Origin of the sequence: Erwinia plantamica (assembly GCF_043420595.1) — a bacterium.
Lineage (GTDB): Bacteria > Pseudomonadota > Gammaproteobacteria > Enterobacterales > Enterobacteriaceae > Erwinia > Erwinia aeris.
Genome location: NZ_JBGCUC010000017.1, coordinates 63,423 through 77,587, shown reverse-complemented (window position 1 = coordinate 77,587; position 14,165 = coordinate 63,423). Strand labels below are relative to the sequence as shown.

Here is a 14,165-nt window from a genome sequence, read left to right as displayed (position 1 = left end):
TAGCAAATATGACCGTTCGTTTGATTCTCGCTAAAGGACGTGAAAAGTCCTTACTCCGCCGCCATCCCTGGGTTTTCTCCGGTGCCGTAGCCCGTATGGAAGGCAAAGCCCAGTCGGGCGAAACCATTGACGTTTGCGACAGCCAGGGTAAATGGCTGGCCCGCGCCGCCTGGTCGCCCGCTTCGCAAATCCGCGCCCGCGTCTGGAGCTGGGAACAGGATGAAGCGATCGATATCGCTTTCTTTACCCGCCGTTTGCAGGCAGCTCAGCAGCTGCGCGACTGGCTGGCGGAGCGCGACGATCTCGACAGCTATCGCCTGATAGCCGGCGAGTCTGACGGCCTGCCGGGCATCACCATCGATCGCTTTGGCAATTTCCTGGTGCTGCAGCTGCTTTCCGCCGGTGCCGAATACCAGCGCGCCGCCCTGATTACCGCACTACAGCACTGCTATCCGCAATGCGCCATCTACGATCGCTCTGACGTATCGGTACGTAAAAAAGAGGGTCTTGAGCTGACGCAGGGCGTGGTGCTGGGCGAAACGCCGCCTGAACTGCTGCCGATTACCGAACACGGTATGAAACTGCTGGTCGATATTCAGACCGGCCATAAAACCGGCTACTACCTCGACCAGCGCGACAGTCGGCTGGCTACGCGCCGCTATGCAAAAGGTCGCCGCGTGCTGAACTGCTTCTCCTATACCGGCGGCTTTGCCGTTTCGGCACTGATGGGCGGCTGCCAGCAGGTGATCAGCGTCGATACCTCACAGGCGGCGCTGGATGTGGCTCGCCAGAACGTAGAGCTGAACGGTCTGGATCTCAGCAAAGCGGAGTTTCTGCGCGATGACGTATTTAAATTGCTGCGTCGCTATCGCGAAAGCGGAGAAAAATTCGATCTAATCGTGATGGATCCGCCAAAGTTTGTTGAGAATAAAAACCAGCTGGCCGGCGCCTGCCGTGGCTATAAAGATATCAACATGCTGGCAATGCAGCTGCTAAATCCTGGCGGGATGTTGATGACGTTCTCCTGCTCCGGCCTGATGCCTACCGAGCTGTTCCAGAAAATTATTGCTGATGCTGCGCTCGATGCACAGCGTGATGTACAATTTATAGAACAGTTCAGGCAGGCAGCCGATCACCCGGTGATCGCCAGCTATCCGGAAGGTCTCTATCTGAAAGGATTTGCCTGCCGCGTGCTGTGACTTGAAAACGCTAACGCTGCCCCCATAAAGGATGACAGGGTTATGTTTCTCGGGAGGTCACGATGATTGCCAGCAAATTTGGACTTGGCCAGCAGGTACGACACAAGCTGCTGGGTTTTTTAGGGGTGGTGGTTGATGTGGATCCGGAATACTCGTTAGAGGATCCTAAAATTGACGATATCGCTGACGGCGCGCTGCGTAATGCCCCGTGGTATCACGTTGTGATGGAAGACGATAACGGCGAAACGGTGCACACCTATCTGGCGGAAGCGCAGCTGGGCTGGGAGATACCGGGCGAGCACCCCGAGCATCCTTCAATGGATGAACTCGCCGCTTCCATTCGCAAACAGCTGCAGGCGCCACGCCTCAGAAACTGACAAAGACCCCGCTTGCGGGGTTTTTTATTATCTGCCCAACCCCAGACGAGGAATTTCTATCATTGGGCAACGATCCATCACCACTTTCAAACCCGCATCGGCAGCCAGCACCGCAGCCTGCTCATTGATGACGCCCTGCTGCAGCCACAGCGATTTGGCACCTATCGCTATCGCCTCCTGCGCCACGCCCCAGGCCGCTTCCGAATTACGGAACACGTCAACCATATCCACCGGCTCGGGTATCTCTTCCAGCTTTGCATAAACCCGCTGTCCCAGCAGCGTTTGCCCGGCCAGTTTAGGGCTGACCGGCGTCACCTTGTAACCCTGCCCAAGCAGATACGCCATCACGTAATGGCTGGCCCTGGTGGGTTTCTCGCTGGCGCCTACCAGCGCGATATGGCGAGTCGTTGTCAAAACTTCATTAATAATGTTGTCGTCCATAGCGGCTCCGTTAACTATTTCTGTTTTGCAAGACGATCGTATTTTGCGCTTATAATCATAGCCGCAAAAGATTTAGCATGAATAAATATGTAAAAATGTTAATATGCTGTCATACTGAAAGACTTTGATACATTCGCTCTTTTTTATATTTCGGGCATCTGGAGAAACAATGAAGCTGGGTCTGCTCCTGACAGGGTTGATGGCAATGTGGGTTGCGGCTGCGGCCCATGCAACCACCTTAAAACTCGCGCCTGAGATCGATCTGCTGGTGCTCGACGGTCATAAAATTTCCGGTTCGCTGCTGAAAGGCGCCGATGGGCTTGAACTGGAGCAAGGACAGCACCAGCTGCTGTTCCGCGTAGAAAAAAGGCTGGAAAACAGCCATACCTCGTCCTGGCGTTCGCCGCCGCTGATCGTGACTTTTACTACCAACGTTAAATCAATTGCTATCGCGTTGCCCGCTATCCGCACGTCTGCCCAGGCACGTGCGTTTGCCCATCACCCCGATTTTCAGCTGCATGACGAGCACGGCAAGGTTGTGCAGAGCGAGCAGGACACACTGACCGGCACCGCTGGCGAAAATTATGAACGGGAAATGGCGGCTTATAATATGCAGGGCCATTCGGCTTCGGTGCCTCGCTTTGCGCAGCCGCATACTACCGGCAGCCCGACCGACGATACGCTGACTTTCGCCAGCAGCCATTATCCGGCTGGCCGGGTACTGCAGTTATGGTATCAACAGGTTGACGCCGCTACCCGCCAACGTTTTGTTCTGCTGATGAAAGCCTTCCGCACAGGTTAAGCCTGCCCTGCTGGCATCCCGGGATCGGAAGCCGTATAGTTTGCTTTTCAACGAAACAGGATATCGCCATGGAGCAGACTACCCGCACCCTCGGGGAAAAAAAACATATTGCGCTGGTCGCGCACGATCACTGTAAAGCCTCAATGATGGCGTGGGTCGACAGCCATAAAGCGCTGTTGCAGCACCATACGCTGTACGCAACCGGCACCACCGGCAATCTGATCCAGCGCGCCACCGGCCTGCCGGTTACCGCTATGCTAAGCGGCCCAATGGGCGGCGACCAGCAGGTAGGCGCGTTGATTTCGGAAGGCAAAATCGACGTGCTGATTTTCTTCTGGGATCCGCTGAACGCGGTACCGCACGATCCTGACGTAAAAGCGCTGCTGCGCCTGGCAACGGTCTGGAATATCCCTGTTGCGACCAATCGCACCACCGCCGACTTTATTATTCATTCTCCGCTGTTCGCACAGCCGCTTGATATTTCTATTCCTGACTATCAACGTTATTTGCAGGCGCGCCTGCAGTAGACGCCACGGGCGTGCCGGATTACGGCTTGCGTAACAGCGGCACGCCCATGCGTTTAAATTCTGCTACAAAGCCTGACGGCGCATCGCTGTCAAACAGCAGCCAAACCTGTTTTTTCGCCCGCGTAATGGCGACATAGGCCAAACGCCGCTCTTCGGCGTCGGGAAAATCTTCCGGCTGCGGCAGCAGCGCCTGCTCGATAACCGACTCTCTGGCAGCGGCCGGAAACCCATCCTCGCCGCTTTTTAATCCCAGCACCAGTACGTAATCTGCTTCCTGCCCCTTGCTGGCGTGTATCGTTGCAAAAGAAATATTCAGGCCCGGCCAGCGCGTCTTCGCTTTAGCCAGCAGCGTCGGTTGCTGGTAGTGGTAGCGCGCGAGGATCAGGATTTCTTCTTCCTGCGTGACGTAGCCGCTGAGCTTATTCAGCAGCGCTTCCAGCTGTGACTCAGGCAGCAACGAGAGCGCTTTTTTAGTGCCTTTGCTCAGGCTGTTCAGCGGCTTTTTCAGCTGGGACGGGTTGCGCTGGATAAAGTCATTGGCTATTTCGCCAATACGCTCGTTGAATCGCCAGGTCGTGTCCAGCACGCAGCGTTCGCCTTCGCCAAAATAATGATGAAAGGCGGTAGTGAGCGCCATTTCCGCGCCGCTAAAACGATAAATCGCCTGCCAGTCATCGCCCACGGCGAACAGCGAAGTCTGACTGTTTTGCCTGCGCAGCGCCGCCAGCAGAGCCGCTCGCTGCGGCGACATATCCTGAAATTCATCGACCAGAATGTGCTTCCACGGGCTGATAAAGCGTCCTTTTTCCAACACGGCGATCGCCTGATGGATCAGCCCGGCGAAATCTACCGCGCCTTCTTCTTTCAGTGCGCTTTTCCAGGCTTTTAACAGCGGCGCCATCAGTTTAACTCGTTTGCTGAACAGCTCGCGAACCGCTTCCGGCGCGGATTCGATCATCGCGGCCTGCGCGCCGCCGTGCATCCGCATGAGCTCCAGCCAGCGCTCCAGACGCTCGCCGACTCTGTTGGCCAACGTCTCATCCTGCCAGTAAGCGCCTTCGTCCAGCTCCCAGCCCAAATCCTCATGAAGCCACTGCCGCCAGCCGCTGGCCTGCGCTTTTTTCTCGCTGCACTGTTGCTGCCAGGTTTCTGTCAGCAGCCTGTGCCTCAGCGCGCCGTCGGTTTCCAGCTTGCTAATCACTGGCGACCTGTTGCTGCCCTGCTGAATAATGTGCAGCGCCAGGGAATGAAAAGTGCGCGCTTCAACGTCATCACTACCGAGGCGCGTTTTAAGCCGGTGGTTCATTTCTTCCGCGGCCCGACGGCCAAATGACAACAGCAGAATTTGCTCTGCGGCAGCCGCTTTACGCATCAGCAGCCAGCCTGCACGCGCCACCAGCACCGAGGTTTTCCCGCTGCCCGCCCCGGCCAGCACCAGCACCGCTTCCTCGCCGTTGACTACTGCGCTGGCCTGGGAGGCGCTAAGCGGTGAACTTTCGACGCCGGCAAAAAAATCGGCATACTGCGCCAGCATTTTTTCCGTCCAGCGCCTGTTGCGCTGCTGACGCTGCGCCTCGCTGTTTTCCAGCCAGCGCTGACAGAAAAGGTATGCTTCGCGACAGGATTCAAACTCTTCAAGACGGCTGACGGGCAAAGGCTGAGAGGAGAAAGCATCCCGGATTTTTTCGCCCCAGTTCGCCACTTCCTGACGTTTCAGCCAGCGATCCTGCTGCTCAAACTCGCTCAGGCTGGCAACCTGCTGCTGTAAAACTTCGGCGGCGATCGGGCTCATCTGCTGGCTCCACGCCTGCCACGCCTGATTAAGGTAGTGATAAAAACGCTGCGTTTCCTGCCACTCCGTGCCGTGCAAACGCACCACTTTATTATCGGGCAGCGAAAACTCCAGCTCTCCCCAGACCAGTCCGCGCTTGCAGCGGATCGCCAACAGCTGGTTAAAAGGGATCAGGTATTCATGCTTCTGACCACTGACTTCGACGCCGGCTGCGAGCAGACGCACCCGATTATAGGGATGCTGCGCCAGATGCTTACCCAGCGAGGTTGCTTTCAGTTCCATAGAGGCTCTCGGGCTGCGGTTAATCTGCCGGACAGTTTACCCGGCAAGGATGTACCGCTCCAGCGTTAAAACACGGTATAATCAACGTATTGAATTTTCTTTTTTCGCGCAGCGCGAGGACCCTATCTGATGCGTACCGTTTTAAATATTTTAAATTTCTTTCTGGGCGGTTTTGTCACGACTTTCGGCTGGCTTGTTGCCACGCTGCTCAGCATCGTTTTCATTATGACGCTACCGTTAACCCGTTCCTGCTGGGAAATCACCAAGCTTTCGCTACTGCCGTTTGGCAACGAAGCGGTGCATGTGGATGAGCTTAATCCCGGCAAAAAAAATGTTTTGCTGAACTCCGGCGGCACCGTATTAAATATCGTCTGGTTTATTTTCTGCGGCTGGTGGCTTTGCGTCACCCATATCCTGGTAGGCATCGCGCAGTGTATTACGCTTATCGGTATCCCTACGGGCATCGCACACTTTAAGATCGCCGCTATCGCACTCTGGCCGGTCGGACGCCGCGTAGTCAGCGTTGAAGTCGCCAAAGCCGCCCGTGAAGCCAACGCCCGCAGCCGGTATAACTAACTATGCGTCTGTCGCTGTCGCCACGCCTGCGCCGCTATGCCTATAACAGCGCCCTGCTCTACAACCTGCGCATCTTTTTTGCGCTGGCCGGCACGGCGGGCGTGCCTTTATGGCTGGGCCAGATAACCTGGACTATCCCGCTAACGCTGGGCGTTGTGGCGGCAGCGCTGGCCGATCTTGACGATCGCCTCAGCGGCAGGCTGCGCAATTTATTGATCACCCTGGTTTGCTTTTGCGTGGCCTCCGTCTCGGTGGAGCTGCTTTCTCCTTTTCCCTGGCTGTTTACCCTTGGGCTGGCGCTGTCTACCTGGGGGTTTATCCTGCTCGGCGCGCTGGGTCAGCGTTACGCCACTATTGCTTTCGGCGCGCTGCTGATCGCTGTCTATACGCTGCTGGGGCTTGGTCTGTTTCCCCAGTGGTATTTGCAGCCCTCGCTGCTGTTGACGGGAGCTATCTGGTACAACCTGCTGACGCTGATCGGTCATCTGATTTTTCCCGTACGTCCGTTACAGGAGAATATTGCGCGCTGCTTTGAAGGCCTGGCGCGCTACCTGGAGGCGAAAGCAGGTCTCTTCGATCCAGACATCGAAGAGAATGACGACGCTTCGCTGATTGAAGCGGCAATGACCAATAGCCAGCTGGTCGCCACGCTGAATCAAACCAAGATTTCCATCCAGTCCCGGCTGCGTGGCGATCGCGGGCAGCGCAGCACGCGCCGCACGCTGCACTATTATTTCGTGGCGCAGGATATTCACGAGCGCGCCAGCTCTTCCCACGCGCAATATCACGCCTTACGCAAAGAGTATCGCTACAGCGATATTCTGTTCCGCTTTCAGCGGCTGTTAACCATGCAGGCGCGCGCCTGCCAGCAGCTCTCCAACGCTATCTTGCTGCGCGAACCCTGGCAGCACGATCCGCGTTTTGAGCGCGCTTTTGTGCACCTTCAGGCCGCGCTGGAGCGCCTGAGTGCAAACCAACCCGCCAGCAGCGAACTTAAGGCCATGCACTACCTGCTGCATAACCTTAAGGCTATCGACGCCCAGCTGGCGACCATCGAGTCCGAGCAGGTTTTGCAGGACAACAGCGACGGACGTCTTTCCAGTGAAGGCCTGACCGGCTGGGCAGATATCCGTCTGCGCCTGAGTCGCCATCTTTCGCCGCAGTCGCCGCTTTTCCGTCACGCCGTGCGCATGTCGCTGCTGCTCTGTACCGGCTACGCTTTTATCCAGATCACCGGGCTGGAACACGGCTACTGGATCCTGCTGACCAGCCTGTTTGTCTGCCAGCCCAACTATAACGCGACGAAAAGGCGCCTGGCGCTGCGTATTGTCGGCACGCTGGCCGGTATAGCGATTGGTCTGCCGCTACTCTGGCTGATCCCCTCTGTTGAGGGACAGCTGATACTCATTGTGCTCACCGGCGTGCTGTTTTTCGCCTTCCGACAGTCGCAATATGCCTACGCCACGCTTTTTATCACCCTGCTGGTACTTTGCTGCTTTAACCTGCTTGGTGAGGGGTTCGAGATCGCGCTGCCGCGTATTATCGATACGCTGCTGGGCTGCGGCATAGCCTGGATCGCCGTGGCCTTTATCTGGCCCGACTGGCGTTTCCGCCAGCTTTCCGCCGTCGCGGATCGCACGCTTAATGCCAACTGCCGCTATCTGGACGCCATTCTGGTGCAGTATCACCAGGGCAAAGATAATCGCCTGGATTACCGCATTGCCCGGCGCGATGCGCACAACTGCGACGCCGAGCTGGCCTCAGTAGTGTCTAATATTTCGGCCGAAAAAAACGCCAGCGCGGGCCTGCGTGAAGACGCTTTCCGACTACTGTGCCTGAACCACTCTTTTCTCAGCTATATTTCCGCGCTGGGCGCCCATCGCGAGAAAATCACCAACCCGGCCATGCTGCAACTGATGGATGATGCGGTCTGCTACGTCGACGACGTGCTGCATATTGATATTGTTGATGAAGACAAAGCGGCCAGGCTGCTGGGCAATCTTTCCGCCCGCCTGGCAGCGGCGGAAGCGGCGCCGGACACAAAGGAGCCGCTGGTCTTACAGCAGGTTGGCCTGCTGGTTGCACTGCTGCCGGAAATTGTTCGGTTGAAAAAAAAGGGGCTGGCCTAAGACTTTTGCTGCCTGGCCCGGCGCCGCAGCGTTTCCTTATGCCACTGCCGAAGCTCGGTTTTGACGCTTTCCGGCAGCGCTTCGTAATGGCGGCCCGCGATCGCGCCTTCCAGCGCGAAAAGGACGTTGATGCCCAAATTATTGTTGCTGGCGTACAGCTTGAGCCAACAGCGTCTGGCGCCCTGCTCTTTGAGCATGGCGATAGTGCTGATGCCGACCTGACGTAGCAGCGTCTCGATGCGGATAGTCAAATTGGGCAAATCTTTCAGGCGCTGATTTTGCTGCTTTTGCGTTCGCTGCTGGCGTGCGCCCTGCAGGCAAAGCCGGGAGAGCGCCACCAGCTGCCCGTGCTCTTTCCACAGCGGGTCGTCCACCCGATAATAATCCAGCGCGACCGGCATCCCTCTTTTAGTAAAATGCAGAGGCTGCATCTTCCGCTCCACGATATAGGGCTTTACCTGCTCGCAGGCCCGCAGATAAAGCTCCCCTTCCGCTACCAGCGCGAACACCACGTTCTCTATCGACAGGCTGTAGCCGCCGAACTGGCTGCGGCATTCGATTTCGCCCAGTTCGGCAAGCTGGCGTCTGGCTTTTTCAATCTGTTTTTTTGACTGGCTCATCCTTTTCTCCCTGTATACAGAACACCCTCGTCCCTGTGAGAAATGAAAAGTATGCAATCGTGGTAACAGGTTCAATTACTAATTGCCGTTACAGCCGGTTTCATTGTGATTTTGCGAGACGTTATCAAAATTTAGGGTTGATCTTTGTTCACCGCCCTTATACTGTATATCCATACAGTGACCTGCGAGCAAAGCCGATATGCGTACTCATTCCATGAAATCTCATTCTGTTAACAGCCGTTTTCCTCAGCCCCGCTCTTCATCCCATAGCGAAGCGACTGGCCTGATCAGCGAACTGATCTACAGCGAGAATCAGCCGGGCATGACGCAAATGCTACTGCTCCCTTTGCTGCAACAGCTGGGCACGCAGTCCCGCTGGCAGCTATGGCTGACGCCGCAGCAAAAGCTGAGCCGCAGCTGGCTTGCGCGTTCCGGGCTGCCGCTTAATAAAGTGATGCAGGTCCAGGGGCAGGCCATTAATACGCTGGAGGCCATGATTAAAGCGCTGCAAACGGGGAACTACAGCGTGGTGCTGGGTTGGCTGCCTGAGGAACTGACCGAGGAAGATCGTCGTCGGCTCCATGACGCAGCGTTAAGCGGCCAGGCTTTAGGTCTGATTATGCGACCGGATCCGGTCGAAATTGTCGCGTGCAGACCCTTTAATGGGTTAAAAATTCAGTCGAGTTTGTATCATTAAGTAAAAATAAGAGTTTTCTCATCATAAACTTCTTCGCCGGGCATGATAAGCGTCTGATTATGCTATGACCCGGCGTGACAATGGTTTAGCCGCGTTTTTCCCGGAAGTTATCTCCCGCCGTCCTGTACGCAAATGTGTAAAAATGTGTACAAAACGCCGTTTTTTTTCAGACCGCCTTCACATCTTACTTGTAAGTTTGCTGGTACGTTGTAGACTTTACGTCGCCAGGGTGCTCAATAATCTCCCTTTTTTGGATGAGTCATAATCGAGCGTCATAACCCGGCGAAGGATTAAATCAAAGAGCTAATGAAAGCTCATTGCCTATTTGGATGATAACGAGGCGCAAAAATGAAAAAGACAGCTATCGCAATTGCAGTGGCACTGGCTGGCTTCGCTACCGTAGCGCAGGCCGCTCCTAAAGATGACACCTGGTATACCGGTGCGAAACTGGGCTGGTCTCAGTACCACGACACTGGTTACTACGGTCACGGTTATGCAAACAACGACGGCCCAACTCACGAAAGCCAGCTGGGCGCAGGTGCCTTCGGTGGTTACCAGGCTAATCAGTACCTGGGCTTCGAACTGGGTTATGACTGGCTGGGTCGTATGCCTAACAAAGGCAACGTTGTAAACGGCGCATTCAAAGCACAGGGCATTCAGCTGGCTGCGAAACTGAGCTACCCAATCTATGACGATCTGGACGTGTACACCCGTCTGGGCGGCATGGTATGGCGCGCTGACTCCACGCAGAACAACAACGGTACTCGCATCAGCGATCACGACACCGGTGTTTCTCCGCTGGCAGCTGTAGGTGTTGAATACGCTGTAACCAAAAACTGGGCTACCCGTCTGGACTACCAGTGGGTTAACAACATCGGTGATGCAAACACCGTTGGCACCCGTCCAGATAACGCCATGCTGAGCGTAGGTGTTTCCTACCGTTTCGGCCAGGATGAAGCAGCGCCAGCACCGGCTCCGGCTCCAGCACCAGCGCCAGTTGTTGAAACCAAGCGTTTCACCCTGAAATCAGACGTGCTGTTCACCTTCAACAAGGCGACTCTGAAGCCAGAAGGTCAGCAGGCTCTGGATCAGCTGTACACCCAGCTGAGCTCTCTGGATCCTAAAGACGGCAACGTCGTGGTTCTGGGCTTCACCGACCGTATCGGTTCTGACCAGTACAACCAGAAACTGTCTGAGAAACGTGCACAGTCCGTTGTTGACTACCTCGTGTCTAAAGGCATCCCTTCTAACAAGATCTCTGCACGTGGCATGGGTGAAACTAACCCAGTTACCGGCAACACCTGTGACAGCGTGAAAGGCCGTAACGCCCTGATCGAATGTCTGGGTCCAGACCGTCGCGTAGAAATCCAGGTTAAAGGCATCAAAGACGTGGTAACTCAGCCTCAGGGTTAAGTTTACGCTTTGATAAAAACCCCGCTTCGGCGGGGTTTTTTGTGGGCGCTATTTCGCGCTGCTGCTTATTGTCCCGCCGGCCGTAATTGCAGACCGTCGACAGGTCTAATCCGGCTTGCCCAGGATCGCCTGCAAATCCTGCCTGAGTGAAGACATCTGGCTGGCATATTTTTCTTTATGCTCTGCATCTTCTATCAGCTGCACAATGGTGTCCGAAAGCGTGACGTTTCGCCGCTGCGCCAGCGCGGCCAGCCGCTGCCAGACCAGATACTCCAGATCGATAGATTTCTTCCGCGTATGCTGATGTTCTGCATTAAAGTGACGCTTGCGGCGCGCGCGTATACTTTGCTTCATGCGGTTTTCCAGCGCCGGATTGATATGACGGGCAATCCATGTCGTTACCTCGCCAGGGCTGTGTTCTATCGCCAGCAGCTCACCGACGGCGGCCTGGGCCGCGCTTCGCTCCAGATAACGCGTGATCGCTTCACCTTCCCGGTGTTTTTTCACCAGGTATGTCCACTTCCATCCGCTTTCAAGGTTTTCCAGTTGCTGGTATTTCATCGGGCTCTCATGCTAAACCTGTAACCTATTTAGAATAACAGCTTTTTTAACATAGCCGCACGGAAAACCAGAGCGAACTCGCAATTGCGGCCCGTAAGGGTGCAAAGAAGAACTCAGCGATGCTTAACAGGCTGAAATCTTGTATAATGGCGTATTACTCATTTTAAGAAAAAAACGATAACTTTGATCAACAACCAACTTGAATGGCGCGCCCTGCAGCCCGATACCGACAGCGTTCAGTCGCTTTTCTCCGAGCTTCCTGATGATCCCTGTTACTTTTCCGAAGTACAGCCACGCCTGTTCAATACGCTGAGCCTGCTGCTGGACAGCCAGGCAAAACTGCCGCTGATGCTGGTCAAAACGCCGGAGCACCCGGAGTATCAGGCTCTGCTGCAGACCGTGATTTCAGGTTTTGATGATGAAAGCGTGACGCTGTACGGCGGTCATTATCATATTGACGGCGCGGCGGTCAGCTGGCGTCCGGCCGAGTCGGAGCAGGATAATTTTGCCTCGACGGGCGGCGTGCACAGCGCAGACTGGATTGAGGCGGAACAGCTGTTCGGCTGTTTCCGTCAGTACAATAATACGTTAACGCTTGAACCCGGACTGGTGCACAAGGCTAACGGCGGGACGCTACTGCTTTCTTTACGCGCCCTGCTGGCCCAGCCGCTGCTCTGGCTACGTCTGAAGCAAATCCTCAGCACCCGCCAGTTTAGCTGGCATTCGCCCGACGAGTCCCGGCCGCTGCCGGTTGCCGTGCCGCCAATGCCGCTGCATTTTCGTCTTATCCTGACCGGTGAACGCGACGCGCTGGCTGATTTCCAGGAGATGGAGCCGGAGCTGGCGGAGCTGGCGTTCTATTCGGAATTTGAGGATAACATTCAGATCGTCGACGAGCAGTCGTTCGCTTTGTGGATCAAGTGGGCACGTTCGGTCGCTGCTGATGAAGATCTGCTGATTGCAGACGATCTTTGGCCGGTGCTGATGCGTGAAGCGGTACGCTATACCGGCGACCAGGAAACGCTGCCGCTGTGTCCCGTCTGGCTGGCTCGCCAGTTCCAGGAGGCGGCGGCCAACAGCGATGAAAACCTGATCAACGGCGAACACCTTCAGGCGGCGCTGGATAATCGCGAGTGGCGCGAAGGCTTCCTTGCCGAGCGAATTCGTGACGAGATCCTGCTGGATCAGATCCTGATCGAAACCGAAGGCGAGGCGATTGGTCAAATCAACGCCCTTTCCGTTATCGAATTTCCCGGCCATCCCCGCGCCTTCGGCGAGCCTTCCCGCATCAGCTGTGTCGTACACGTGGGCGACGGCGAGTTCCATGACGTGGAGCGTAAAGCGGAGCTGGGCGGCAACATCCATGCCAAAGGCATGATGATTATGCAGGCATGGCTGATTGCGGAGCTGGAGCTTGATCAGCAGCTGCCCTTCTCCGCCTCGGTCGTGTTTGAACAATCCTATTCAGAAGTCGATGGCGACAGCGCATCGCTGGCCGAACTCTGCGCCCTGATCAGCGCGCTGTCCAGCCAGCCGATTACGCAACAGATTGCCGTGACCGGCTCGGTGGATCAGTTCGGTCGCGTGCAGCCGGTCGGCGGCCTGAACGAAAAGATCGAAGGCTTTTTCCATATCTGCCAGCAGCGCACGCTGAACGGCAGCCAGGGCGTTATCATTCCTGCGGCGAACGTGCGTCACCTTTGCCTGCAGCAGGAAGTAGTGGATGCCGTGCGGGAAGGAAAATTTCACGTCTGGGCGGTGGAAAGCGTGGAGGAAGCCCTTCCTCTCCTGACCAAAACCGAATGGGACAAAGAAGACGCGCCTTGTCTGCTAAGATCGATTCAGGAGCGCATTGCGCAAATAAACCAACAGGAAGGTCGGCAACGTCCGTGGCCGCTGCGCTGGCTGAACTGGTTTAACCAGAGCTAATCGGGCTTGCTCAGCTTACAGCTGTAAGCTAACCTTCGTGCTTCAATAAAATAAGGCTTATTAAGAACATGGTAGATAAACGCAAATCCTACTCAAAAGAAGACCTGATTGCCTCTGGTCGCGGTGAACTTTTCGGTGCCGAAGGCCCGCCGTTGCCGTCTGGCAACATGCTGATGATGGATCGCGTCATCGAGATGAATGAAGATGGCGGCAACTACGGTAAAGGCTTTGTGGAAGCGGAGCTGGATATCAATCCCGATCTGTGGTTCTTCGGCTGCCACTTTATCGGCGATCCGGTGATGCCAGGCTGTCTGGGTCTTGATGCGATGTGGCAGCTGGTAGGCTTCTATCTGGGCTGGCTGGGCGCGGAAGGCAAAGGCCGTGCGCTGGGCGTAGGCGAAGTTAAATTTACCGGCCAGGTTCTGCCAACGGCGAAAAAAGTCTCTTACCGTATTCACTTTAAGCGTGTTATTAACCGCAAGCTGGTGATGGGCGTAGCCGATGGCGAAGTGCTGGTGGATGGCAACGTTATCTATACCGCTACCGATCTGAAAGTGGGTCTGTTCAAGGACACCACCGCTTTTTAAGCGCGTTTAAAAGACGAAACCTCCGCCCGGGCGGAGGTTTTCCTTTTCAATAACAGAGCGGATTACGCGGTAACCGTCCTGTCCTCCATGGCCTGTCGCCAACCTCCCAACCAGTGAGATCTTGCATCTATCATTTGATAGGGACACATCTCTTTAGGGCGTCCGGTAATACCGGCCTGATAACCTCTGGAATGTGCCCGTTCGAGCCGATCTCGTTTCTGTCTCTTCATCAT

15 protein-coding genes are annotated in these 14,165 nt (G+C 55.7%); 10 read left to right on the top strand and 5 right to left on the bottom strand.

Annotated elements, in window-relative coordinates:
• Nucleotides 1-8: 8 nt before the first annotated feature.
• Together rlmI and hspQ are read left to right on the top strand one after the other, a co-directional pair.
• Nucleotides 9-1,199 (top strand): 23S rRNA (cytosine(1962)-C(5))-methyltransferase RlmI, encoded by a 1,191-nt coding sequence (gene rlmI / locus AB3U87_RS17165; RefSeq protein ID WP_394149876.1) that lies wholly within the window; start codon nucleotides 9-11, stop codon nucleotides 1,197-1,199.
• A 62-nt stretch (nucleotides 1,200-1,261) separates the two neighbouring features.
• Nucleotides 1,262-1,576, top strand: coding sequence for a heat shock protein HspQ (gene hspQ, locus AB3U87_RS17160; RefSeq protein WP_253454666.1), 315 nt, complete (start codon nucleotides 1,262-1,264; stop codon nucleotides 1,574-1,576).
• Between the two features lie 27 nt (nucleotides 1,577-1,603).
• Here hspQ and AB3U87_RS17155 read toward each other — a convergent pair whose 3' ends face one another.
• On the bottom strand, nucleotides 1,604-2,017 hold the full coding sequence (locus AB3U87_RS17155; RefSeq protein ID WP_253454667.1) for a CoA-binding protein: 414 nt from the start codon (nucleotides 2,015-2,017) through the stop codon (nucleotides 1,604-1,606).
• Nucleotides 2,018-2,186: 169 nt separating this feature from the next.
• Here AB3U87_RS17155 and AB3U87_RS17150 point away from each other — a divergent pair, with 169 nt between their 5' ends.
• Together AB3U87_RS17150 and AB3U87_RS17145 are read left to right on the top strand one after the other, a co-directional pair.
• Complete coding sequence (locus tag AB3U87_RS17150; RefSeq protein ID WP_253454668.1) at nucleotides 2,187-2,819, top strand: YccT family protein; 633 nt, start codon at nucleotides 2,187-2,189, stop codon at nucleotides 2,817-2,819.
• Between the two features lie 68 nt (nucleotides 2,820-2,887).
• Nucleotides 2,888-3,346: a methylglyoxal synthase gene (locus AB3U87_RS17145; RefSeq protein ID WP_253454669.1), complete on the top strand. Its 459-nt coding sequence runs from the start codon at nucleotides 2,888-2,890 to the stop codon at nucleotides 3,344-3,346.
• Nucleotides 3,347-3,365: 19 nt separating this feature from the next.
• On the opposite strand, the gene helD is transcribed toward AB3U87_RS17145, so the two are convergent.
• A complete protein-coding gene (helD, locus tag AB3U87_RS17140) occupies nucleotides 3,366-5,420 on the bottom strand; it encodes a DNA helicase IV (RefSeq protein ID WP_394149873.1) in 2,055 nt (684 codons plus the stop codon).
• Nucleotides 5,421-5,549: 129 nt separating this feature from the next.
• Between helD and AB3U87_RS17135 the strand changes: the two genes are divergently transcribed.
• Both AB3U87_RS17135 and yccS read left to right on the top strand, forming a co-directional pair.
• Nucleotides 5,550-5,996, top strand: a complete 447-nt coding sequence (locus tag AB3U87_RS17135; protein ID WP_394149871.1) for a YccF domain-containing protein — start codon at nucleotides 5,550-5,552, stop codon at nucleotides 5,994-5,996.
• 2 nt (nucleotides 5,997-5,998) lie between these two features.
• The gene (gene yccS, locus AB3U87_RS17130; RefSeq protein WP_253454672.1) at nucleotides 5,999-8,125 is read left to right on the top strand and encodes a YccS family putative transporter; all 2,127 of its coding nucleotides are present in this window, start codon (nucleotides 5,999-6,001) and stop codon (nucleotides 8,123-8,125) included.
• Here the strand turns inward: yccS and AB3U87_RS17125 are convergent.
• Nucleotides 8,122-8,745 (bottom strand): TfoX/Sxy family DNA transformation protein, encoded by a 624-nt coding sequence (locus AB3U87_RS17125; RefSeq protein ID WP_301729757.1) that lies wholly within the window; start codon nucleotides 8,743-8,745, stop codon nucleotides 8,122-8,124. The two genes, yccS and AB3U87_RS17125, sit on opposite strands and share 4 nt — an antisense overlap.
• A 199-nt stretch (nucleotides 8,746-8,944) precedes the next feature.
• Here AB3U87_RS17125 and sulA point away from each other — a divergent pair, with 199 nt between their 5' ends.
• Both sulA and ompA read left to right on the top strand, forming a co-directional pair.
• Nucleotides 8,945-9,442 (top strand): SOS-induced cell division inhibitor SulA, encoded by a 498-nt coding sequence (gene sulA, locus AB3U87_RS17120; RefSeq protein ID WP_253454674.1) that lies wholly within the window; start codon nucleotides 8,945-8,947, stop codon nucleotides 9,440-9,442.
• Nucleotides 9,443-9,790: 348 nt separating this feature from the next.
• On the top strand, nucleotides 9,791-10,855 hold the full coding sequence (gene ompA / locus AB3U87_RS17115) for a porin OmpA (protein ID WP_253454675.1): 1,065 nt from the start codon (nucleotides 9,791-9,793) through the stop codon (nucleotides 10,853-10,855).
• 105 nt (nucleotides 10,856-10,960) lie between these two features.
• Here the strand turns inward: ompA and matP are convergent, their stop codons facing one another.
• Entirely contained in the window at nucleotides 10,961-11,416 is a 456-nt protein-coding gene (gene matP, locus AB3U87_RS17110; protein WP_125288689.1) for a macrodomain Ter protein MatP, read from the bottom strand.
• Nucleotides 11,417-11,599: 183 nt separating this feature from the next.
• Between matP and AB3U87_RS17105 the strand changes: the two genes are divergently transcribed.
• Together AB3U87_RS17105 and fabA are read left to right on the top strand one after the other, a co-directional pair.
• Nucleotides 11,600-13,345, top strand: coding sequence for an AAA family ATPase (locus tag AB3U87_RS17105; protein WP_394149867.1), 1,746 nt, complete (start codon nucleotides 11,600-11,602; stop codon nucleotides 13,343-13,345).
• A gap of 68 nt (nucleotides 13,346-13,413) precedes the next feature.
• The gene (gene fabA / locus AB3U87_RS17100; RefSeq protein WP_125288691.1) at nucleotides 13,414-13,932 is read left to right on the top strand and encodes a bifunctional 3-hydroxydecanoyl-ACP dehydratase/trans-2-decenoyl-ACP isomerase; all 519 of its coding nucleotides are present in this window, start codon (nucleotides 13,414-13,416) and stop codon (nucleotides 13,930-13,932) included.
• Between the two features lie 62 nt (nucleotides 13,933-13,994).
• On the opposite strand, the gene rmf is transcribed toward fabA, so the two are convergent.
• The gene (gene rmf / locus AB3U87_RS17095; protein WP_125288886.1) at nucleotides 13,995-14,162 is read right to left on the bottom strand and encodes a ribosome modulation factor; all 168 of its coding nucleotides are present in this window, start codon (nucleotides 14,160-14,162) and stop codon (nucleotides 13,995-13,997) included.
• Between the last annotated feature and the right edge of the window lie 3 nt (nucleotides 14,163-14,165).

Coding starts and splice junctions, on each gene's coding strand:
- rlmI (WP_394149876.1), top strand. CDS start 9: ATGACCGTTCGTTTGATTCTCGCTAAAGGACGTGAAAAGTCCTTACTC.
- hspQ (WP_253454666.1), top strand. CDS start 1,262: ATGATTGCCAGCAAATTTGGACTTGGCCAGCAGGTACGACACAAGCTG.
- AB3U87_RS17155 (WP_253454667.1), bottom strand. CDS start 2,017: ATGGACGACAACATTATTAATGAAGTTTTGACAACGACTCGCCATATC.
- AB3U87_RS17150 (WP_253454668.1), top strand. CDS start 2,187: ATGAAGCTGGGTCTGCTCCTGACAGGGTTGATGGCAATGTGGGTTGCG.
- AB3U87_RS17145 (WP_253454669.1), top strand. CDS start 2,888: ATGGAGCAGACTACCCGCACCCTCGGGGAAAAAAAACATATTGCGCTG.
- helD (WP_394149873.1), bottom strand. CDS start 5,420: ATGGAACTGAAAGCAACCTCGCTGGGTAAGCATCTGGCGCAGCATCCC.
- AB3U87_RS17135 (WP_394149871.1), top strand. CDS start 5,550: ATGCGTACCGTTTTAAATATTTTAAATTTCTTTCTGGGCGGTTTTGTC.
- yccS (WP_253454672.1), top strand. CDS start 5,999: ATGCGTCTGTCGCTGTCGCCACGCCTGCGCCGCTATGCCTATAACAGC.
- AB3U87_RS17125 (WP_301729757.1), bottom strand. CDS start 8,745: ATGAGCCAGTCAAAAAAACAGATTGAAAAAGCCAGACGCCAGCTTGCC.
- sulA (WP_253454674.1), top strand. CDS start 8,945: ATGCGTACTCATTCCATGAAATCTCATTCTGTTAACAGCCGTTTTCCT.
- ompA (WP_253454675.1), top strand. CDS start 9,791: ATGAAAAAGACAGCTATCGCAATTGCAGTGGCACTGGCTGGCTTCGCT.
- matP (WP_125288689.1), bottom strand. CDS start 11,416: ATGAAATACCAGCAACTGGAAAACCTTGAAAGCGGATGGAAGTGGACA.
- fabA (WP_125288691.1), top strand. CDS start 13,414: ATGGTAGATAAACGCAAATCCTACTCAAAAGAAGACCTGATTGCCTCT.
- rmf (WP_125288886.1), bottom strand. CDS start 14,162: ATGAAGAGACAGAAACGAGATCGGCTCGAACGGGCACATTCCAGAGGT.